The sequence below is a fragment of the Candidatus Thiodiazotropha sp. LNASS1 genome, from assembly GCF_964212655.1.
Taxonomy (GTDB): Bacteria; Pseudomonadota; Gammaproteobacteria; order Chromatiales; family Chromatiaceae; genus Thiodiazotropha.
Genome location: NZ_OZ156465.1, coordinates 2658369 through 2680873, shown reverse-complemented (window position 1 = coordinate 2680873; position 22505 = coordinate 2658369). Strand labels below are relative to the sequence as shown.

Genomic DNA, 22505 nt, shown 5'->3' with positions numbered 1-22505 from the left:
AAGAAACAATTAAGTCGTAAACAGCTAGGCTAGGTATGAATTGGTACGACATAGCATCTGTGGCAGTCACCCTGTTCCTGATTATGGATCCGCTGGGTAACGTACCCGTCTTCAATGTGGTGCTATCCAAACTCGACCGGTCACGCCGCACAAAAGTGGTGGCACGTGAGTTGATCATCGCTTTTTTCGTGCTGCTCGGTACCCTGTTTGTCGGTGATGTACTGCTGGCGTTCCTAGGGCTTACACAGCCTTCGCTCCATATCGCGGGTGGCGTTTTGTTGTTTATCATTTCGCTGCGGATGATCTTTCCGAGCAGGCCGGATCACGGCGACGAGGCAATGGATGAGGAGCCGTTCATCGTACCTCTCGCGGTACCGCTGATCGCCGGTCCCTCGACGATCGCAGTGCTGTTGCTGCTCAGTTCGAGTCAGCCCGGCCGTATCCTGGAGTGGGTCGTCGCGCTCTTCCTGGCCTGGCTGGGCACGACGATACTGTTGCTTGGCTCGTCAAAGTTGCTGGATGTCATCGGTACCCGCGGTTCATTGGCCCTGGAGCGGCTGATGGGGATGATCCTGGTTATTCTCGCCACCCAGATGTTGCTGGACGGTATCAGAGACTTTGTTGCAACGCTCTAGGCTTACTCACTGGGCTATCGTGTTCAGTAGGCCGGTCCGCTCATTGTTCTGCAGGCAATAGCTTTTGATGGTTACGGTAGATGGGGCTCCCGTCCGGGAAGTATTCGAGGATTACGGCGGCGTAGCGGTCGAAGGGGTTCGCAATCTGTGCAATCCGCCGGCGGGTTGGGCTATCCAGGTCAAAACTGTTGTGTCGTACGGTAAACGGGACAGGATAATCGGTACCGAACAGAATCTTTTCATGCACCTGTTTCTGTTCGGAGAGGTGGCGCAGGGCCCTGGCGCGGAGTGGAACCAGGATTGCGGAGATATCGGCGTAGAGATTCTGATACTGGGTCAGCATCGCCAGCAGTCTGAAATAGTCGCGGTCGAAGTGATGTGGCGCTTTACTCAGGTTACGCCAGGCGCAAACTCTGTGTTCGAATCGGCCAAGTCCCATATGGGCGGCGATCACGGTAACCCCGCAAGCCAGCGGGAGATCAAGCATCTCGATGCGTTCATAGCTTGGGTGGGATTGGATGGTGTATTCGCTGCCGATATGGACGATCAACGGCAGTTTATGCTGCTTCAGTTTTTCGTAGTAGGGGATCAGGCGTTCACTGTTCAGATCGATACCCCAGTAGTTCTGCAGAAACTTGGCGCCGCGGCAGCCTTTCTCCGCATATTCGTCGAGCAGATCGAGGGCGCCCGGCCGCATTGGGTTGACCGACAGAAAAGGGATGAAGCAGTCCGGATATTCAGCGGCAACGGCCAACACATCCTCGCTCATGGCGCACACGGTTTTGTCCCGGTCGACTTCTCTGCCCTTTTCATCGAAACGAGCGTCGACACCAAACAGGCAGGTCTTTTCCACGTAGTTGGATTCATCGACCGCCTTGGCCATGGCTTCGATATAGGTCTGGTAGGGTTGCTTTTTCAAGGCGTGTGGCTCGACGCCCAGTCTGCGGGCAAAGAGATGTACGGCGACTCTGTCGAAAAGCCGATCGAAGGCAACCTCCGGGTTGAGCAGATGGGTGTGTATATCGATCGTACGCATTACTCAAGCCTACCCTGCGAGTCGGTTATTGACGAGGTTTCGTTGGTAGATCGGATTGTTTAAAAGTCCCAGGCTGGAGTTCAGTCAATAGGTTCCGGTACAAGGTAATAAATTGGAGCCATAAATCGCCAAATATTGCGAAATTAATTAATTATTTACAATAATTCGCCATATTTTCCGACAAAGAGACAATAAAAAGGTTGGGTTATCGCTATAATTTACGATATATATAACTGTTGATCATTTATTTCGTAATTAATGGCGAATATGAAAATATCAGATTTGGTATCAGATGAGGCGGTCCTGACAGAGATCGGTCAGCGCATCCTGCAACGCCGTCTCGCTCTGCAGATGACTCAGGCGGTACTGGCCGAGCAGGCGGGTGTTGCCAAGCGGACCGTGGAGCGGATTGAGGCGGGCGCATCGGCGCAGATGTCGAGCATGATCCGCCTGTTGCGGGTGTTGGGATTGCTGCCCGGACTGGAGCTGCTGTTTCCGGAGCAGGCGCAGCGGCCGATGGATCTCCTGAAACGCAAAGGTAAGGTACGCAAACGGGCTTCCACCCCCCGCGAAAAGGCAGACAGGGAGAAGCCTTGGCATTGGGGTGATGAGTAATGGCCACGGTTGCCGAGGTTCGCCTGTGGGGACGTACCATAGGCGCGGTTTCGTTGGCGGATGGCGAGTCGACAGCGCTGTTTGAATACGATCCGGCCTTTAGCCGCAGCGGCATCGAAGTCGCGCCGATGATGATGCCTTTGTCCAAGCGTCTCTACAGCTTTCCGCAACTCCCTCGGGAAACATTTCACGGCCTGCCGGGCCTGCTGGCGGATTCACTGCCGGACAGGTTCGGCAATCTGCTGATCGATGCCTGGCTGGCCTCCCAGGGCAGGTCGAGCCACAGCTTCAATGCGGTAGAGCGTCTCTGTTACACCGGCCGGCGCGGTATGGGGGCGCTTGAGTATGTACCGGCGATCGGTCCCGGGGCCCGGCATTCCAGCCAAATAGAGATCGACAGATTGGTTGAGTTGGCGTCGCTGATACTCGGCCAGCGACAAGCGTTGCAACACTCGCTTGCGGATACCGACAAACAGGAGGCTCTCAGCGATATCCTGCGTGTCGGCACCTCTGCCGGCGGGGCGCGGGCAAAGGCGGTGATCGCCTGGAATCGGGAGACCAATGAGGTCCGCTCCGGTCAGGTGACGGCCGGTGAGGGATTCGAATACTGGTTATTGAAATTCGACGGCGTCAGCGGCAACCGGGATAAGGAGCTGGAGGACCCCCAAGGCTACGGTGCCGTCGAGTATGCCTACTACTTGATGGCAAGGGCATGCGGTATCGATATCAACGAATCCCGGCTGTTTGAAGAGGGGGGGCGACGCCACTTCATGACCAAGCGGTTTGACCGCCTGGATGGGGGCGAAAAACTGCACATGCAGTCGTTGTGTGCCATGGCCCATTACGATTTCAATACCGCAGGCGCCTACAGTTATGAACAGGCATTGATGGTGATACGTCAGCTGGGCCTGCCGATGCAGACGGTGGAGGAGCAGTTTCGCCGCATGGTCTTCAATATCATCGGCCGCAATCAGGACGACCATGTGAAGAACATCGCCTTTTTGATGGATAAATCGGGTGCCTGGACGCTATCGCCAGCCTTCGACATGACCTACAGTTTCAACCCTGACGGACTTTGGACAGCGACACATCAGATGACCCTTAATGGCAAGCGGGACAGTTTTTCATTGGATGATTTCAGGGCCTGTGCCAAATCGGCTTCGATGAAGCGGGGCCGTGCGGAGGCGATTGTCGCGGAAGTGCACAGTACCGTTTCAAACTGGAGCCAATTCGCCGAACAGGCGGGCGTGCCGGAGCTGATGACCAGACAGATCCAAAACGCCCTGCATTTGGACCTGCCTTGATGGGCGAGCAGTCAAGCGCAGCAGTGACCATCGGATGAGTGTTGACAGGCCCTGCTGGTCTGTTTACTGACGGTTGCTTGTTAAAGCCCGTTGACTGTCTGCCGATATCGCATTGTACATGCCTATTAGAGTTGTCCTGATTTTCAGCTCCATCAGATCAAGCTGCCTGTTACATCTATTTAGTGCTTGACTAGCGGTTTCAAAGGCATTGAGAAGGGTCGTCTGTCTGTTGTGTGGTGTATGTACAAATCATCTGTCAGAGTAATTGAGGCAAGGTTGGGGATCTGCTGCTGGGTGCTGTTCCTTGTGCTCCTATTGCTTAATACGGGCGCCTGCGCGGAAGGAACAAAAGTCAGTGAACAACTGGAGCCGGTGGTATTACAGCTGAAATGGAAGCACCAGTTCCAATTTGCCGGTTACTATGCGGCCCTCGAAAAGGGCTTCTATCGAGAGGCGGGACTCGATGTTCTGATACGCGAGCACAGCGGTGACCGTTCACCCATCGAGGTCATGCTGGAGGGTGACGCCCAGTTCGTCGTGTCCGGTGCGGATGCATTGATCAAGCGCGCCCGCGGATACCCGATCGTCGCCTTGGCGGCGATCTATCAACATAGCCCCTATGCCCTCTTGGTCAGGGCCGACTCCGGTATACATAGCGTCTCCGAACTTGCAGGCAAACGCATCATGCTGGGCGAGGGAGAGCAGGATGCCGCCTTGCATGCGATGCTGCAGCAGGGTGGCCTGAAGGCAACTGAGTTTTCTCGACTCGACACCAACTTCGATGCCAAGTCGTTGTTGCGAGGTGAGACGGACGCCTTCAATGCCTACGTGACAGACCAGGGTTTTTTGCTGCGACAAGCGGGTGTCGAGCCGCACTACATCATGCCGAAGGACTACGGCATCGACTTTTACGGTGATGTTCTGGTGACCACGGAGTCGGAGTTGGAAGCCCGGCCTGATCACGTGGAGGCGTTTCGGCTCGCCACGCTGAAGGGTTGGTCTTATGCCCTGAACCATGTTGAGGAGATGGTTGAACTGATTCTGCTGAAGTACAACACCCAGGAGATGACCCGAGAACATCTGCTTTATGAGGCAAGGATGTCACAAGAGCTGATTCAACCATTGTTTGTGGAAATCGGCTATATGAATCCGGAGCGATGGGAGCACATCAAGTCGATCTTTGTGGGACTGGGGTTTATTGGACCCAATAGCCAGATCGACGGCATGCTGTATGAGGATTATCGACGCCTGCCCGCTTGGCTGGTGTGGCTGAACAGAAACTTCATGCTGCTTCTGTTCAGTGTGATCGGTGTCATGGTGTTGTCCCTGTTGGCGGTGATAGCGCATATGCGGCGATTGGTTCGGATCAGAACCAGTGCGCTGATCGAGAGTTCTCGCCACTATCGGACGGTTTTTGATGCCGCGCCGGAGGGAATGTGGCTGATCGACCCCGCGCGCAAAACCGTGGATGTCAACAAGCGTCTGATGGCCCTGCTGGGTTATAGCAAGAATGAGATGTTGGGTAAGACGCCACTTGAGTTCGTCGATGTGATGAATAGAGAAGTCTTTATCGAACAGACATCCAGGATCGGTACGACCGAGCGCCGCAGTTATGACATAGAGCTGCGGCACAAGGACGGGCATAACATCCCGACCCATTTCAGTGCAGTGACCCTACGGGGCAAGGACGGCAGTGTGAAGGCCGCGATCGCCTTCGTGGAAGATATAACCGAGCGAAAACGCATGGAGGCGGAATTGCGTAGCAGTGAACAGAACCTTCGTCGCCTCATCGATGCGGAACCGGCCTGTGTCAGTACCCTCGATAAGCGTGCTGAATTGCTCAGTATCAATCCGGCAGGGTTGGAGATGCTCGAGGCCGAGGGTTTGTCACAGCTTTCCGAGGTGACGCTCAATGAAGTGGTGGACGTGCCCTATCGTGAGGCGTTCAAAAGGTTGAACAGTCAGGTATTCAGCGGTCAAAAGGGTGTCCTGACATTCAGTATTACCGGGCTCAAGGGCCGCAAGGCATGGCTGGAAACCCATGCTGTCCCGATAACGGATGCGGATGGAAAGGTGGTCGAGCATCTGGGACTGACGCATGACGTGACCGATCGTCTGCAGATGGAGCAACAGATCATGGAGGAACGGGAATTCCTGCAGAGGGTCATCGATAATATCGGTGATTCGGTCATGGTGATCGACCGGGAGTTGCGGATTCAGTTGATGAATCAGAGTGTGAAATCGCGTCTCAAGGAGTTTCAAGCTGATCCCGGCAAGATGATCCACTATTTCGACCTTCCCTTTGTATCGGTGCCATCGGAAGGTAACCTGATACAGGATTGTCCGGTCCACCGGGTGTTACAGACGGGTAAGCAGGCCACAGCGATCTTGACACGGCCTCAATCGAAGGACCCGGCATCCGTCAGCAAGGTCGAAGTGGTCGCATCACCCCTGTTAAATCCCGACGGCAGTCTGCGTGCCGTCATTGAAGTGGCCAGGGATATAACCGAACACCTGGATCTGCTTGAAGAGGTCAAACAGCAAAAGGACGATCTGCAACATATCGCTCATCACGATCCCCTCACCAACCTGCCCAATCGGTCACTATTTCTGTTGCGGCTCAAACAGGCGATCAGTAAAGCGAAGCGTACAGGGCTGCAGATGGCCGTACTGTTTGTCGATCTGGACAGATTCAAGGAGATCAATGACAGTCTTGGACATGCCTTTGGCGACAGGGTATTGAAACGAGTGTCCGAGCGTTTCAAACAGAGTGTGCGTGAAGACGATACCATTGCCCGTCTCGGCGGGGACGAGTTTACTTTCATCCTCGAGGGATTGAACAGGCCGCAACACGCGGCAAATATGGCACAGCAGATCATTCGTTCACTCGAGTTACCGATCGAGGTGGATCATCATCAGCTGTTTCTCACCACGAGTATCGGCATCAGCGTCTATCCGCAGGATGGCAAGAGTGCCGAAACCATGCTGAGAAATGCGGATGCCGCCATGTACAAGGCCAAGGACGAAGGCAAGAATACCTTCCAGTACTATACCGAGGATATGACGGAACAGGCCTTCGAGCGGATCTTTCTCGAAGCCAGTCTGCGTCGTGCCCTGGTTCAGAACGAATTGGCCGTCTGCTATCAACCCCAGGTCGATACCCGGAACGGGAAGATTATCGGTGTCGAGGTGTTGGTACGCTGGCTGCATCCGGAAATGGGCACTGTTTTACCCTCCCGTTTTATCTCTTTGGCCGAGGATACGGGCCTGATCATTCCTCTGGGTGAGCAGGTGATGCGAATTGCCTGCAAGCAGATGGCGGAGTGGGATCGGCAGGGGGTTCGCCCGGGAAGAATAGCGATCAATCTGTCGGGAAAACAGGTGAGCAGCAGGGAACTGCTGACATCGCTGGAATCCATACTTGCCGAGACTGGTTGTCGACCCGAGTGGCTGGAGTTTGAGGTGACTGAGGGGTTTCTGATGAAAGACCCGGAGAAGTCGGTGTCAATCCTGCAGCAGGTCAGGGATTTGGGGATCGAACTCGCAATCGATGATTTCGGCACCGGCTACTCGTCATTGACCTACCTGAAGCGTTTTCCTCTGACACGGTTGAAAATCGATCAGTCATTTATCAGGGATGTACCGCATGATCAGGAGGATATTGCCATCACCCGCGCAATCATTGCCCTGGGCAACAGCCTCAATCTTCAGGTCCTGGCAGAGGGGGTCGAGAGCGAAGAACAGAAGAGTTTTCTCATTGGCGAGGGATGCAGTGAGGCGCAAGGTTACTACTTTTGTCGCCCTCTGACTGTGGATAAGATGACTTACCTGCTAATGACATCCCGGCAATTACCGGCTGAGCAGGTTGGGCAATGAACCTGATCGCGCGGATGATCGCTTGCCACTCCATACCAGCCTACTGCAAGCATCTCGAATCTTGAGCAGTGGGTGATCCTCCATACCCCGTTTCCGTGGTTGCAGCTATCGGCATGGTTGGTAACCTTTAGCGGAAAACAGTCACAAATGTTTTGATTCTATCGTAACTTTCTGAATGTGATTGGTTTCTAACGAGAGTCTTGGCAGTATTCGCAAGCGGGTCGTGTATTGTATATAAGGAATGATTGCGATCCGGAATAATCTATATACACAGGCTTTTACCACAATGGCTTCGATCGGGCGATCCACAGGACATGTGTCAGCGGTTATATGCGGCAGTTAATTATCATTTTAGTCTGGGCGTTGTGCCCAATACCTCTCTACGCCCTTGACGTGGTGATCAAAGTCGATGGATTGGAGACAAAACTGAAGGAGAATGTGCTCGCCTATCTCTCCGTGGAACGGGAGCGACAGCGTGAATCCCTGAACGCAGCGCGATTGCGTCTGTTGCATGACAAGGCCGAGGCGGAGATAAAGGCTGCATTACGCCCTTTCGGCTACTTTAAACCGACTGTCACTGCGACCATGGTTGGCGACGAACAGGGATTCACGTTGTCATATCATGTAGAGCCGGGGCCACCGGTCAAATTGAGCGATGTGAATTTTCAATTAATCGGTGATGGCGCTGATGATCCTCAATTGACGAAGACATTTCCCATGTCGGTTGGCGAGGTGCTGGATCAAACACACTATGAGCAGTCCAAGCAGCAAATGTTGGCCGAGATCATCGAGAGCGGTTACCTGGATGCGCGCTACATACAACATCAGCTGCGAGTGGATCTGCAGGATTATACCGCATCGATCCAACTCCATCTTGATAGTGGGAAGCGGTTGCGCTTTGGGGATGTGCGGATGCACCAGGATATCTTGAATCCCGATTATCTCGCCCGCTTTGTCCCTTTCAATGCAGGGGAACCCTTCAGTCAGGAGACACTGCTGAAGCTGCAGAGCGACCTTATCGATAGCGAGTATTTCAAGCAGGTTGAGGTGGTGACCCGGCGTGATCAGCGGGAAGGCGACAGGGTTCCGATCGATATTAATCTGAAACCCAACAAGCGTAACCGTTACCGTATCGGTTTGGGCTATTCCACCGATATGGGGCCGCGGCTGACCCTGGACTGGAAGAATCGCCGGCGGGGACGCAACGGCCATCGGATGCGGAGTGAACTGCAGATCTCGAAACCCCTCAGCACACTCAGCACGGAATATATCGTGCCGTTACAGCGTCCGACGGTGGATTTTGTCAGCTTCGGCGCCTCTCTGGAGCACTTCGACTCGGACACCAATACTGGCAACCGGGCGCTGCTCAGTGCCGTTCATTCGGTAAGCCTGAGCCGGGGCTGGCGTCGCAGTTTGGGATTGGAGTACAGCTACGAGGATTTCGAGGTGGGTGAGCAGGAAGACAGCTCGCGTCTGCTGGTGCCGAGTATCACCTGGCTGCGAATAAAGAGCGACGGCAAGGCATATATCCAACGCGGCAAAAGGTTGGAGTTTCGTCTAGAAGGGGCGTCGGAATCCCTACTTTCAACCACCGATTTTTTTCAGCTCTATAGTGCGGTGAAGTTTATCCGTGGTTTCGGTGAGGGTGACTGGCGGGTGCTGAATCGACTGGAGCTGGGGGCGACCTGGGCCGATGACCTGACGGAGCTGCCGCCCAGTAAGCGCTTCTTCGCAGGGGGCGATAATACGGTACGCGGCTTCGGTTATCAGGACCTGGGACCGAGGGATCAGAATGATGAGGTTATCGGCGGGCGCTACTTTGCCGTCGGCAGTGTCGAGCTGGAGCGTCGCATCAGCGGCAAGTGGAGCGGGGCGCTGTTTTTGGATGCCGGAAACGCCTTTGATCCCGATTATGATTCGGAAACGGCCTTTGGCCTCGGTTTCGGCGCCCGCTGGCGCTCACCGGTCGGCCCGGTCAGGATCGACATCGCCCACGGCAGGGTCGATGACAATCGGCAATGGCGCCTGCATATCGTCGTGGGGCCGGAGCTATGACCAGGCAGACGATGAAACGGATTGCCACCTATGTCTCCCTCTCCACCCTGCTGATCCTGTTGCTGTTATCGGCGCTTGTCTATTATTTCGTATTCACCCATGACGGTAGCAGGCGTAGCTTCTATCTGGCCCAGCGGCTGGTACCGGGCGATCTGCAGGTCGATATCTTACACGGTCGTCTGGCAGGGCCCCTGGAGTTGACTGGCTTGAGCTATCAACAGGCGGATGGTTTGGCGTTTCGGTGTGAACGGCTCTACCTGGATTGGCGCCCCTCTCAGCTGCTGGGTTTGCGGCTGGATGTTTCCGAGTTGTCATTGATGGAAACCCGTCTGCGGCTTCCCGCAAGTGAAAAGTCTGACGATAAAACCGGTGACGAAACCTTTCAGGGTGTGAAGCTGCCCCTTGCCGTAACACTCTCCCGTTTCTCGTCCGAAGGATTCGAAATCGTTCAGGGAGAGCCTGGCGATCCCGTCCGGATCGATAAACTCAACCTCTCCGCCGCCACAGAAGGAGATCGCCTGGCAATCACTCAATTCGATGCCGAGGCATTTTCATCCCGGCTCTCGCTGCAGGGATCGCTGGGATTGGATGCACCGCTGCCGATGACCATCGATCTCTCATGGGTGCATACCCTAAAAGAGGGTCCCAGGCTGGCTGGCGAAGGGCGGGTGAGTGGGGATCTGCAGCGGATCGAAATCACACAGCGACTGGCGCCACCCATTGAAGGAGAGTTGCAGGCACTGCTGTCGGATCTGCAGGGTAGGCCCGAGTGGAACGCCGTGTTGAAATTGAAACAGGGTGAACTGGGTGGGTTTACCCCGGACTTTCCGGCGTCCTTAAAAGGGCGGTTGAGTGCCCAGGGGAGTTTCGAAGCGATCGATCTCGATGCCGATCTGGAGCTTGTGGAATCCCGGATCGGAGAGATCGCTACTGAACTCCATGCGGATTACAGTCAGGGTGCCATCCGTATCGGGGATCTGCGCATCAGCAATGCGCATGGTTTGGATCTCACGGCAAAGGGGGAATACCATCCGCAGGGTGGCGAACTCTCTGCCGATCTGCAGTGGCGGGGGTTGCGCTGGCCCTTGATTGGGGAGAGGGTGGATATCGGCAGCGATAGCGGCACTCTACAACTACAGGGTGGGCTCGAGGCCTATGTGTATCAATTGGCGATGCAGGCATCCAGACCGGAAGTGGGCACGCTGCAGTTCGATGCGGTCGGCAGCGGGACGCTGGAACAGGTTGATCTCGACAACCTGTCGGTTGAATTGCAGCAAGGTAAGATCGAGGGTAGCGGCAAGCTGACCTGGAGTCCCACGCTTTCCTGGCAGTTGGGCCTGACAGGAGAGGGTGTCGACCCCGCACTGGTCCACCCCATGTTTCCCGGTAGTCTGGCATTCGATCTCGATACCCAGGGCGCGATGGCGGAGGGCGGACCCGAGGCGGAATTTAATCTCAACAGCCTCTCGGGGTTACTGCGGGATTATCCCTTGAATGGGAAGGGGCGCCTGACACTCAAGCAGGATGCTCTGACCATACATGTGCTGGAGATGCTCTCGGGCAGCAACCGGATAGCTGTCGACGGTAGCCTGGCAGACCGGCTCGCCCTGAATTGGTCGGTGGACGCCCCGGAGTTAGCCTCCCTTTGGCCCGGGCTGTCAGGTGCGCTGCAGGCGAAGGGTGATCTGGGCGGTACCCTGCAGGCACCCAGTTTGAAGGCTGACATCGAGGCCGGTGAGCTAAGCCTGGAGGCATACCGGGTCGGGCAACTGAATGGTGAAGTGGCGCTTGAGATGGCGGGTGAACAGCGTGTGGCCCTGTCACTGCATTCGCAAGAATTGAGTGCGTTCGGCAGACAGTGGAAATCACTCGATATCGCTCTGCAAGGACATGTTCCGCAGCATCGTCTGCAGATCGACCTGGCAGGTGAGCAGGTGCCTCAGCTGTCGCTTGAGGGAATGTCAGGATTGCATGAGGGACAGAGGTTGCAGGGTAGCCTGCAAAGGCTCCGTCTGTCATCTCCTGAAGTAGGTGAGTGGGAGCTGGAATCGGCCTTGGCTTATCGACTGGAGGCCTCCGAGCAGGATGTGGAACCCTTCTGCCTGGCGTCAGGCGAAGCGAGGCTTTGTGCCAGCTTCAAACAACAAGCCGGCGGCTGGAAGACAGAACTGCAGGCAAAACAACTACCTTTGAGATTGCTGCAACCCGTTCTGCCGGTTGAGACGCGGATAGTGGGGACGGCTGCCCTGCAGGCAGAACTCAGCACCGAAGCCAGTGGGCGTATGACCGGAGCGGCCGACCTGCAAATTCCCGAGGGCAAGCTTGATTTCGCCCTCGGCACCACCCGGGAGGAGGTGGATTTTTCCGATAGTGGGGCAAAGGCGGTCATTGACCGGAAGGGACTTGACGCCGACATCAATCTGCCGCTGCAGCAGTTGGGTGGGTTTACCATGAGTTTGCAGTTGCCGGGGATGGATCTGACCGACCTGAGACCGGATCAACAATCCCTGCAAGGCAGGATCAAGGGTGGCGTCCAGAATCTGGCCATGCTCACTGCCTTCTCACCCCAGTTGCAAAACAGTCGAGGTGAGTTATCGGTCGATATGATATTGGGTGGCAGTTTGAGCGAACCTCGGATAGACGGCGATGCAAAACTGACCCAGGGCGCTATCGATATTCCGGTATTGGGCATTGAGTTGCGTGATATGGAGATGAGTATGCAGACACCCGACCTGGAGACGGTCTCCCTGGCGGGCAGTGTACGATCGGGCAAGGGCAGGTTATCGCTTAAAGGCACCACACGAATGGATGCCGATAACGGTTTTCCCTCGAAATACGAGATTGAAGGAAAGGATTGGTTGGTGGTCAATATCCCAGAGGCTGAAGTCAGGCTATCACCCAATCTAAGCTTTGAGCACAGTGCCCAAAAAAGTGTACTTGAAGGTAAGGTTCACCTGCCCTTCGCCAGGATCAGACCGCGTGCACTGCCGGAGACGGCGGTCTCCGAAAGTTCCGACCTGGTGGTTGTCGGTGATGACGAGGCGCAACAGGCGCAACCGGATACCCCGTTGCACGCAAAGGTGCGCCTGAGTCTTGGAAAGCGGGTCAGTTTCGATGGGCTCGGGCTTCGGGGCAAGCTTACCGGCGGCCTGATGATCATCGATGAGCCGGGGCGTCCGGTTATCGGCCGCGGGCGCCTGGGTATTTCCGAAGGTGTCTACCAAGCCTACGGACAGGATTTGAAGATCGAGCGGGGATATGCCCTGTTTGCCGATTCCCCTGTGGATAATCCCGGTCTCGACGTGCGTGCCGCCAGGGAGATCGATGAGATCACAGCGGGGATGCGCATTACCGGAACCCTGAAAAAGCCCAATCTCAAGCTCTATTCAACCCCCTCCATGTCGGAAACCGATATCCTTTCCTACATCGTCACCGGCCGGCCGGCAGGCGAGTCATCGGGTAAGACCGCAGGTATGCTTGCGATGATACAGGCAAGCGGCGCCAGTAATATCGCTTCGGAATTGGGACGGCAATTGGGCTTGGAAGAGTTGCGTGTGGAGACGGGTAGCTCCCTGGAGGAGGCCGCCCTGGTGGCAGGCACCTATCTGTCGCCTCGACTCTATGTGCAGTATGTCAACGAATTGGCGACTGGCGAGACAAAGGTTCGTATGCGTTATGATCTGACGGACCGCTGGCAGCTGGAAGCGGAAACAGGTCGTACCCAGTCGGGTGATTTTTTCTATACCTTCGATCGTTGAGGTCGGTTTTGCCGGACACCAGTCACAACAGTGGCAAACGGATAAGTGTTGCCAGGCCCTGTTATTCCCGGCTCAACAGTGATTTTATATGGCAGGTTCCATGCGGCCACGCAACAGGAGGCGCGCCACGACATCCCTTTTTTGTTTGCACTGAATCCGTATCGGGCAGCGATGACCCGTTTGATGTTCAACCGCTATATGGCCTAGTTGCTGCTACGGACCGCGTCAAAATCATCCGCGATCAGCAGATTGGTCAAGAAGAAGGCCTTGGTCTTGGAGGCCTTTCTATTCTGTCTCTTCTCAATCTGGATCGGACATTCATGGGGTTGCCAATCGCAGGCGATCCCGTTGATGATTTGATGGGGACATTCTCTGCAGGTGCGAGTCTTGTATAAGCCAGTCATTTTCGTAAACTCAATGGGTCATTTGTACATAAAGAAATTAGCAAAATATCAATATATTACAAGTCAATCTTGAAGATAATTAGTTAAAATGTGTGATAAATTACCTATATTATTTGTGATAAATTAACTATTTTGCTCCCGAAGGTAGATTTTCATGCCTCATATGCACGCCTCGAACGGTATCAGGGCGGATATCTGAAAATGTGCAGTAAACCTTTCAACTCAAATATTTAGTCGGCAATTTCCTGAGATAATTTACTCTTAACTGACAGCCGTTAATTGATTTTTCTTTATCTTCTTTCGACAAAAATGGAAAAAATAATCACTAATTTCTCAAATTGAGATTCAACTCTCATTTCGCTTGCCGAAAACCCTATGGAAGTGTTTAGGTATAGCTCCGAGGAGCGCTGGATATCCGCCGCCATCCGGGGCATGCAAGGTTGATTGGGTGTGACTAAACTCCAGGGAAGTAGCAAGAGAATCTACCTGCCATTATGTATCAGAACTATTTCGGACTAACTGAGGATCCCTTTTCCATTACACCGGATCCGAAATATCTCTTTCTGAGCGAGAGGCATCGCAATGGTTTCGCCCATCTATTGTACGGTGTTACCGAGGGTGGCGGTTTTCTGCAGCTCACCGGCGGTGTCGGTACAGGAAAGACCCTGCTCTGCCGCAAGCTGCTGGCTGAATTGCCCCGTGCGGTAAATGTCGCGTTTATCTTCAATCCTCGCCTGACACCGCTGGAACTGGTGGCGACAATCTGCGATGAACTCAGTATCCTTTACCCCGTCGGCAGTAACAGCATCAAGGAGATCGTCGATTTTCTGAATGCATTTCTGCTGGAGAGTCACAGTCAGGGCCGCAGGACGGTGGTTATCATCGATGAGGCGCAGAACCTCAGCTACGAGTCCCTCGAACAGATAAGGTTGTTGACCAATCTCGAGACACAGAAGCATAAACTGCTGCAGATCATTCTTGTGGGTCAGCCCGAACTGAGGAGCCTGTTGCAACAGGATAGGCTGCGTCAGCTGGCTCAACGGGTGACGGCACGTTATCACCTCACACCACTCTCCAAATCCGAGACCCACGCCTATGTCCAGCATCGCCTCAAGGTGGCTGGGGCAGAGCATCCCCCGTTCAACACCGGCGCATTGCGATACATCTATCGCTATAGCGGAGGCGTTCCCAGAGTCATCAATATCCTCTGTCATCGGGGTATGCTGATGGCCTATGGCAATCACGCCAAGCAGGTGACGGGGGGGATGATAAAACGGGTGTACCAGGAATTAAGCGGCCAGGGCGAGGGTTCACGTCGCCAGCTCGCTTGGTCCTGGGGTTTAGTTGCGTTGCTTGGATTTACCCTGGCAGTGCTGCTTGTGTGGAATGATGAGCAACTGTCTCGCCTAATCCCATCCCTCTCGTCAACCGAGGCTCAGACTGAAAGCCCGCCGGTGGAGAGAAACCTGCCCGAGCAGCCCGATATGACGACCACTCAGCAGCAGCCGGTTAATTCAGCGGTGGCGGCCGAAAGTCCCATGCTGACCTCTTTGGATACAGCCTTACCGTCGGGAACGGCAAAAGCGCCACAGCCGGATGTTGTTCTGCCCGATAAAAGTGCTGCTTCAGGCTCGGTGGAAGATGTGGCTTCGACGGCAATCGCCGATAAGGAAGTGGCGAGGCTGGATGATGATCAGACTGGATTGGGCGCCATGCTGGGCAATGAAAACAGCGCTTTTGTCACACTGTTTGGTTATTGGCAGAGCATCTATCCCACTGAGGGAGAGTCGCGCTCATCCTGCGACAAGGCGCAAGAGGTTGGGTTGAGCTGTATCTATGGTCGTGGCTCGTGGGAAAATCTGGCCTACTATAATCGTCCTGCGGTGCTGGAACTGATCATGGAAGACGGGCAACGTTACAATGTGGTTGCTACCGCACTGACGGATGACGATGTTACCCTTGATCTCAACGGCCGCCGTTTCAATTTCTCGCGCCAAGAGATCGATCAGCTCTGGACCGGCAGCTACATTATCTTATGGCGGCCACCCAAACTCAGTAGCGAGAGCTTGACTATTGGACATATCGGTAAGGATGTGGCGTGGTTGAAATCCATGCTTGACCGTATCGAGGGGATTGAGACGAGTTTTGATCCATTGAATGCCAAGTTCGACCTGCAGACACAGCAGCGGGTGATGCGTTTTCAACGCTCCCAGGGGTTATTGGCGGACGGTATTGTCGGTAAGCAGACATTGATTCAATTGAACGGTAGCGTGGTTGATTCCACCAAGCCTGTGTTGCGCCGGACGGGGGGCTGACATGTCTTCCATTCTTGATGCATTGGAAAGGGCTTCGCAGGAGAGGATGCCGGGTAAAACCGACATCCTGCCAGATACGATGCCGGTTTTAGATGAGAATAAAACCGTTTTTCGCAGGTTGCTGTTGCTGCTGGTATTGCTGATATCGATCATTGCCGCATTCTGGTTTCTGTTTGATGATGGAGCGAGCAATCCTGAGACGCCTGCCAATGCCGAACAGATGACAAACCCGGAGATACGACCCCAAGCAACCCCCCCGGCAGAGCGCGATGGCGGTACAGAAACAGCGAGACAAAACAAACCGACAGTGCCGAAGGATGAACTGACTGCCGACCGGATCCGCAGCAGCAGCCGGCCGAATCAGCGACCCTTGATTTCTGAGGCAATTGTGAGCGAAAAGCAACAGCGGAAGATACCGGAGATGCCTGAATCTGCGTCAGTGGAACAGGCGACCAGACGATTGCCAACCCTGTCTGTCGTCGAACGAAAAAAGCCTGCCCCTCTACCTGCGCCCATAGCCGAAGAAGTCACTTATGCTGAAAAGTCGGAGCAGGTTGCAACAATGCCTGAGGTGGATGAGGATCAAATCGCTTCGGTTGAATCGACAGTAAACGATGCAACGAATGCTGTACAGACTGATCACCAGCAGATCCCATTGATTTGGGAATTGGATCAGGGTTTACGGGAAGAATTGGAACAGCTCAGGACCACGATTCATGTCTACCACGAGATACCGTCAGAACGTTTTGTCATCATAAACATGCGACGCTACGGTGAGGGCGATACCCTTGATGCTAAAGGCTATCGTCTGCACACGATCGACAGAGACGGTATCGTCGTCGACTATGGAAACGGCCAGGTTCGGCTGTTGCGAGAGAAGTACTAATCACTGATATTCCCTAGCCATATCGATCCGCTGATTGGCATCATCAGCGTTTTATATCTTTCATATGATCTTTATATTGTATGCCCTTCAGGCTCAACCACTCCTGAAATCTGGCAATCTTCATATCAAGTGAGCAGCTGGGAGGCAGTGTATCAAGATGGTGGCCGAAGGCCTCGCGGAGCTTAAGCTGCTCTTGTCGGTCTAGACGTTCCCAATCGATCATATAGTCTCCTTCCTCATTGGTGTTGCATTATTGGATTAGGGCCCGATATCAGGTTAGAGGACAAGCATTGGCGGGCAATCCTAAGACGCCAATTACGCAATATTAATGTAACAACATTCGGTTAAGATCTTTTTACAGAATTAGTTGATTACGGTTGTTTCAGTAAAATGAACTGGTTGAGAGAGAGATTATTTCCCATTAAGGCCGCGCTGCTGTCAAAGGTCTGTGGCAGGGTTCGCGATAAATCACTGAATAACCCCCCGTGTGTCTTCGATATCCTGCTACTCGCACTGTCATGGGGGAATCTCGGATATGCCGCAGGATTATCTTATTTGCGGCATGTGGGTGGATATGCCGTTCGATCCGAAGGAGCTATTCTCGAGTGCGGTTCCGGTGCCACAACTTTACTGATAGGTGCGCTGACCGGAAAGGCCGAACGCCAGTTTATCGTCTTGGAGCACAATAAAACCTGGTATGACTACCTGCGCAAAATCCTCGATTATCTCGAGTTTTCCCATGTTACGCTGCTCCATGCGCCGCTGGTCGATTATGAGGGATACCGCTGGTATAGGATTCCGCATGGCCTGGTGACGGATCAGATTTCCTTGGTGATTTGTGATGGCCCGCCGAGCAGTAATCCCGGTGGGCGTTACGGCCTGCTTCCGACGATGCTGGAACACCTTTCCGAGGACTGTGTCATTCTCATGGATGATACCCATCGAAGAGCGGAGAGGAATATCATCGATGCCTGGACAGCGTGTCGTTGCATGAAGGCAAACCGGATCGGTCGCTTAGGGACGCATGCGAAGGTGGTTTTCTGCTAAACCAGGGCCGATGTCATGAATCGATCACATTGGAGGGTTAAACAGGTGCTCCAAATTCACACTTGTCAGTTAAAAGCAGTGACTCAATCCACTCATGTTTGATCCCCACCGGCTCATTATCCTCGATGCGGATGGCACCACGGTTGATGCGTTTAAGGCGATCAATATGGCGTTTAAAGCACATAATATGAATATTGGTGACATCCAACGTTTCCAGGATCGCCGCAAGATTTTTAAATATATCGGTGGCCTGAAGGAGATGCCGATAAATCTACGTAAACAGCTGAAGGAAAAACAGCGGAGTGCGTTGATCAATACCCTTACCGAAATCTATCGAGAGCAGGCTCGGCTGTTTGACGGCATGGGGTGGTTGATCAACAGATTAGTCACGCAACCTGATCTCAGGGTGGGAATGATAACCCGCAATATCACCATTGAGCCAGAGAAGACACTGCGCAAGCTCTATCGGCGTAATGGAGTTGATGATTCGGGTCTCGATTTTCTCATTCACCTGCCATTGAGAAAGCAGAAACTCACAGCCTTCCAGGCTATTCGTGAGAGTTTGAAGGTGAATCCTGCCCGTGCTTACGCCACAGGCGATGAAAAGTGCGACTATGTGGCTGCTGTCGGTACCGGGATGCACCCCTTCATGGTCTCTTTCGGATTTGAAAGCTATCGACGTCTCACAAAGAAGATCGGCGTTCCAGCTGTATTGATATCGCGCCAGCCGCATGAACTGAAGCAACGTATTCTACATGCTTTGGATCTCTCCTGAATCTGCTTAGTTGCCTGTTGGGATATGTGCAGTGGATGGGGTGTCGTGAATACTCACACTGTCACGGATTGCGAGCTGATTGGGCAACCGTATCATATCCTCAGTGGTCTGCTGTATACTCAGTTTTATCGTGGTGCGGAGGACATAGTGCGTAAATAGTGCGGGATGGCTGTCGAATGGAAATGAAAATCGGTTTAGTCCTCGGTAGCGGTGCGGCACGCGGCTGGTCGCATATCGGGATCATCAACGGTCTCGCTGAAATGGGTATTGAACCCGATATCGTTAGTGGGAGCTCCATCGGCGCGTTGGTAGGGGCTGCCTATGCCGCGGATAAAGTGGATCTTCTTCAGGCCTGGACCTGTTCGTTGACCTGGAAAGAGATCATTCGATTTCTCGATCCCACCCTGTTGGGCGGAGGGTTGATTCAAGGGGACAGGCTGACCGACTTCATCAGTGAGTATGTCAAGAATCTGGAGTTCGAAAGCTTGAAACGACAGCTTGGGGTAGTTGCGACGGACCTTGAGACAGGTCGTGAGATCTGGTTTCGTGAAGGCCCTGTGATGGAGGCGGTAAGGGCATCCATAAGTCTGCCCGGTCTGTTTACACCCTTGCGGCACGAGGGGCGTTGGTTGGTGGATGGCGGATTGGCAAATCCGGTACCTGTTTCACTCTGCCGGGCAATGGGTGCGGACATAGTGATCGCTGTCAATCTGAATGGTGACATACTCGGCAAACACCTGCGCCAAAACGACATGAACGACGATAAACCGGCCGAAGTCAGAGAGGACGATCTTTGGGGACGAATCACAGGCCAGATGATGAATGGCCTGTATGCACGGAAGCAGGAATTAATGAGTCATCTATTGGGTAAAAACAGGAATGTTCCCGGGCTTTACGAAGTGCTGGCAAGCTCAATCAATATTATGCAGGACAGAATAACCCGAAGTCGCATGGCAGGCGATCCACCAGATGTCATTCTCACTCCTCGTTTGTCGAGATTGGGACTGATGGAATTTGATGAGGCCGAAATGGCTATTGATGAAGGCCTAAAAGAGATTCGGCGTATGCGTCCGGCTTTGGAACAGCTTTTTGACAACTGACTGATTGGGCTGTTTGGCGCATGATCAGGCGTACCCCAAGGGCACTTCCTTCGGGGCGCAACGCGGATGGCGGGGTAATTTTCGTCTGCGGTGTTATCTTCCGCTCATACTCTCTTGACGGACGAAAAACAGTTCCGGCAGAGACGATTGGATTGGTGTTAACAGGCCCCGGGTCATATAACTTAAGAAAGACAAATTCTGGGTGTCGTTTCTATTCATTGACGAACGGATAAAACGGCTCGTTGAGATCCTGTGCCTCAGGCTTGTCCCGCATAATACGGGCCTTGACACGCGTGGTAGTCAAGCCCTGTTCATCGATTATTTCAGGGAACAGCCGATAGACACGACTGGTTTCCAGGGGGCGCTCCCAGGCCGCTGTCTCCAATTGCGTTCGAGTCTCCGGACAGAGCGGCAGTTGCAATAACCATGGCGCCTGCCATTTCAGAAAATCAGAGACCAATTGTTGGTGATTTGAGTCTTCCCAGCGATCACGGAGTAATAGTGTAGGAAAGAGTGTGCCGGGATAGTGGTTGCCAGTGTGGTCCTTGCCTGAGCCGTCGCATTTTCGCTTGATCCATATGGCGGTGGATTGTTTACCGGCTGTATTTTTTATCAGGCAGGCGAGTGCTTCAGCATCGCCTGAATCAGAACTGAATTTTCTTCCGGCCTGGCCTCCGGGGTACCAGGCGGGATTGTCATATGGCGTGCGGGTATCGTCGACGAGTGCGCTATCGAGCAGGGCAAGAGGCCGACCTCTCTGTTCGTCCAGCAGCCAGAGTTCATAAGTGTCCATGCTCGGGAAGGGTATCTCTTCAGCTAGATATTCGACCGCATTAAGCAATTGATCGCCGATCTGTTCGATTAGACAGGATGGTATGGCGCCACGGATCCGGGAACGACTGAGTCCCTGGGCGGGATTCCAACTGCCGTAAACGATTTCCGAAAGACCCGTATGGCTGACAATGCTTTCATCGGCCACATAGAGTTTCCAGTCCCAGCCATTCATGCTTTCGGCAATACCGCCCTCCACGGTGATGACCTGTTGCAATCCGTGAAAGGGTGAGAGTAGGCGGCGGCTGTATGTTTCAATGTACATATACGATGAGTTTGGATAGTGACGGTCGATTCGGCAAGTAACAGTTGTTGACTTATTGGTTAAAAAGCGACTTTAAATTCATTGGCAAGGATAAGGTAATCCCGATTCAGCTACGACCCGATGCAGGGTTTGATGGCTATGAAGAAAGCGCAGGAACAACAGCAGTTGCTGTAATCGGCCCGGGCTGGATTGTTGAACTGGATAGCATTGAACAACGGCAGCAGATGAGATACCTGCGCAAGCGGGTTGTCGCTAAATACTCATAGATCATGTCATGCAACTCGGCATATATCTGTCGGGGTTCTTTACAATAGTCCCGGGAATCATTATCAGAAATATTTAAGTGATTGTTATTGAAGGACAATATATTGCTGGCATAAATTTTGTATATAGAGATGGAATTTTAAGGTAATGCCGGATTTCAAAGACTTATGAAAAGAACGACTATCCTCTGTATGCTCCTCTTGCTTCTGCCCTTTGCCGGGAGCGTCAATGCAACCCTGATCGATAGAGGATCAGGGTTAATCTACGATGATGTATTGGATGTGACCTGGCTGCAGGATGCTTCCTATGCAATGACTTCCGGTGCAACCCCTTATGCGAGATTGAGCTGGCTGGATGCTGTCAGCTGGGTAGATGGTTTGCAGTACGAAGACAGTGTCCGCGGTGTTGTCTGGGGTGATTGGCGTTTACCAACGACAATCAATGATCCAGCTTCACTCGGATATGATACGGCGGGTATGAGCAGTGAACTGGCTTATATGTACTATATCAATCTTGGTTATGCACCCAACTATTCACATAACAGGTTTGACCCGGCGCCTGAATCTTCCAACTATAATCCTTTCGTCAATCTGGCTTACCGCGGGTATTGGTCCGGCACCCTGAGCGATTTTTCTGATCAGGCATGGTATCTCCATTTTCACTTTGGTTCTCAGGAAATCAATTCGATTTGGGATGAACAGCGGATCTGGGCCGTGAGAGATGGCGATGTGCTGGCGGAAACTGAACAACAAGCCAATGTGAATGTTCCTGAGCCAAGCGTGTTACTCTTGATGATGACAGGCTTGTTGGCAATTGTGGGCCGCAGGAAGTCTATGTTCAAGCCTTAGGTATTTGGTGGTTAACTGCATAGACTGTGTCGTTTGGGCAGTGGGATCCGGTTAAAGTCTCTGCCCTGATATATTTACCACTTTTCAGCCTTTCCATTGTCCATCCGTTATCAGTTGATTGTGTCGTCTGATAACGGGCTTGATTCAATCTAAAAATAATCTCATGTCTGAGTCTGATCAGGATTGAGGAAGATCTTCAGCCGACCTTAGGGCCAGCTCTTTCACCTGAATATCGTACAAAATGTCAGGCCATTGACTATGGTTTACCATAGGTCTCTTCTGTTTCTTATCAAGCGGTGTCAATAGGCTGGCCATCGACAGTGTGGTGATGTTTCTTTGATGCTGGGTAGTCTTGCTGTATGGGCAGGATGATTCGGTGGACAGATTCAAAAAGCGACGTGAACTCAGTTGGATCGCTGCTGATGATCTGCTTGCCGTCTATGAAACACGCCCTGAACGGTTATGGAAACGTGCCTGACAGCTAGAGCATG

Annotated in this window: 17 protein-coding genes; 13 read left to right on the top strand and 4 right to left on the bottom strand. The window is 53.3% G+C overall.

Translation table 11 applies throughout. The annotated features are described in order from the left end of the window. Positions 1 to 35 precede the first annotated feature (35 nt). Positions 36 to 635 (top strand): MarC family protein, encoded by a 600-nt coding sequence (locus tag AB8516_RS11670; protein ID WP_369160785.1) that lies wholly within the window; start codon positions 36 to 38, stop codon positions 633 to 635. Positions 636 to 675: 40 nt separating this feature from the next. On the opposite strand, the gene AB8516_RS11665 is transcribed toward AB8516_RS11670, so the two are convergent. Beyond that, positions 676 to 1671, bottom strand: a complete 996-nt coding sequence (locus AB8516_RS11665; RefSeq protein WP_369160783.1) for an amidohydrolase family protein — start codon at positions 1669 to 1671, stop codon at positions 676 to 678. 267 nt (positions 1672 to 1938) lie between these two features. On the opposite strand from AB8516_RS11665, the gene AB8516_RS11660 reads away from it, so the two are divergent. The 5 genes from AB8516_RS11660 (at position 1939) to AB8516_RS11640 (ending at position 13279) form a co-directional block, all read left to right on the top strand. Further along, on the top strand, positions 1939 to 2286 hold the full coding sequence (locus tag AB8516_RS11660; RefSeq protein ID WP_369160781.1) for a helix-turn-helix domain-containing protein: 348 nt from the start codon (positions 1939 to 1941) through the stop codon (positions 2284 to 2286). Then, a complete protein-coding gene (locus AB8516_RS11655) occupies positions 2286 to 3590 on the top strand; it encodes a type II toxin-antitoxin system HipA family toxin (RefSeq protein ID WP_369160779.1) in 1305 nt (434 codons plus the stop codon). Before AB8516_RS11660 ends, AB8516_RS11655 begins: the two co-directional genes overlap by 1 nt. 240 nt (positions 3591 to 3830) lie before the next feature. Next, entirely contained in the window at positions 3831 to 7466 is a 3636-nt protein-coding gene (locus tag AB8516_RS11650; RefSeq protein ID WP_369160777.1) for an EAL domain-containing protein, read from the top strand. Between the two features lie 330 nt (positions 7467 to 7796). Continuing rightward, positions 7797 to 9521, top strand: a complete 1725-nt coding sequence (locus AB8516_RS11645; protein ID WP_369160775.1) for an autotransporter assembly complex family protein — start codon at positions 7797 to 7799, stop codon at positions 9519 to 9521. Next, positions 9518 to 13279 (top strand): translocation/assembly module TamB domain-containing protein, encoded by a 3762-nt coding sequence (locus tag AB8516_RS11640; protein WP_369160773.1) that lies wholly within the window; start codon positions 9518 to 9520, stop codon positions 13277 to 13279. The genes AB8516_RS11645 and AB8516_RS11640 overlap by 4 nt, the downstream gene beginning before the upstream one ends. Before the next feature lie 203 nt (positions 13280 to 13482). Here AB8516_RS11640 and AB8516_RS11635 read toward each other — a convergent pair whose 3' ends face one another. Continuing rightward, a complete protein-coding gene (locus AB8516_RS11635; protein WP_069127781.1) occupies positions 13483 to 13683 on the bottom strand; it encodes a hypothetical protein in 201 nt (66 codons plus the stop codon). A gap of 494 nt (positions 13684 to 14177) precedes the next feature. Here AB8516_RS11635 and AB8516_RS11630 point away from each other — a divergent pair, with 494 nt between their 5' ends. Both AB8516_RS11630 and AB8516_RS11625 read left to right on the top strand, forming a co-directional pair. Further along, positions 14178 to 15998 carry an AAA family ATPase gene (locus AB8516_RS11630; protein ID WP_369160771.1) on the top strand — a complete coding sequence of 607 codons (1821 nt, stop codon included), beginning with the start codon at positions 14178 to 14180 and terminating at the stop codon, positions 15996 to 15998. Between the two features lies 1 nt (position 15999). Continuing rightward, on the top strand, positions 16000 to 16884 hold the full coding sequence (locus tag AB8516_RS11625) for a general secretion pathway protein GspB (RefSeq protein WP_369160769.1): 885 nt from the start codon (positions 16000 to 16002) through the stop codon (positions 16882 to 16884). Between the two features lie 43 nt (positions 16885 to 16927). Here AB8516_RS11625 and AB8516_RS11620 read toward each other — a convergent pair whose 3' ends face one another. Further along, a complete protein-coding gene (locus AB8516_RS11620; RefSeq protein WP_108295165.1) occupies positions 16928 to 17107 on the bottom strand; it encodes a hypothetical protein in 180 nt (59 codons plus the stop codon). A gap of 167 nt (positions 17108 to 17274) precedes the next feature. On the opposite strand from AB8516_RS11620, the gene AB8516_RS11615 reads away from it, so the two are divergent. From AB8516_RS11615 to rssA, 3 genes are all read left to right on the top strand, one after another. After that, the gene (locus tag AB8516_RS11615) at positions 17275 to 17931 is read left to right on the top strand and encodes a hypothetical protein (RefSeq protein ID WP_369160766.1); all 657 of its coding nucleotides are present in this window, start codon (positions 17275 to 17277) and stop codon (positions 17929 to 17931) included. A gap of 94 nt (positions 17932 to 18025) precedes the next feature. Next, positions 18026 to 18706, top strand: coding sequence for an HAD family hydrolase (locus tag AB8516_RS11610; RefSeq protein WP_108295163.1), 681 nt, complete (start codon positions 18026 to 18028; stop codon positions 18704 to 18706). A 176-nt stretch (positions 18707 to 18882) separates the two neighbouring features. Continuing rightward, entirely contained in the window at positions 18883 to 19806 is a 924-nt protein-coding gene (rssA, locus tag AB8516_RS11605; protein WP_369160764.1) for a patatin-like phospholipase RssA, read from the top strand. Between the two features lie 211 nt (positions 19807 to 20017). Here the strand turns inward: rssA and AB8516_RS11600 are convergent, their stop codons facing one another. Beyond that, the gene (locus tag AB8516_RS11600) at positions 20018 to 20902 is read right to left on the bottom strand and encodes a hypothetical protein (RefSeq protein ID WP_369160762.1); all 885 of its coding nucleotides are present in this window, start codon (positions 20900 to 20902) and stop codon (positions 20018 to 20020) included. Positions 20903 to 20946: 44 nt separating this feature from the next. On the opposite strand from AB8516_RS11600, the gene AB8516_RS11595 reads away from it, so the two are divergent. Continuing rightward, positions 20947 to 21168: a hypothetical protein gene (locus tag AB8516_RS11595; RefSeq protein WP_369160760.1), complete on the top strand. Its 222-nt coding sequence runs from the start codon at positions 20947 to 20949 to the stop codon at positions 21166 to 21168. 165 nt (positions 21169 to 21333) lie between these two features. Then, positions 21334 to 22014, top strand: a complete 681-nt coding sequence (locus AB8516_RS11590; RefSeq protein WP_369160758.1) for a DUF1566 domain-containing protein — start codon at positions 21334 to 21336, stop codon at positions 22012 to 22014. Positions 22015 to 22505: the final 491 nt, after the last annotated feature.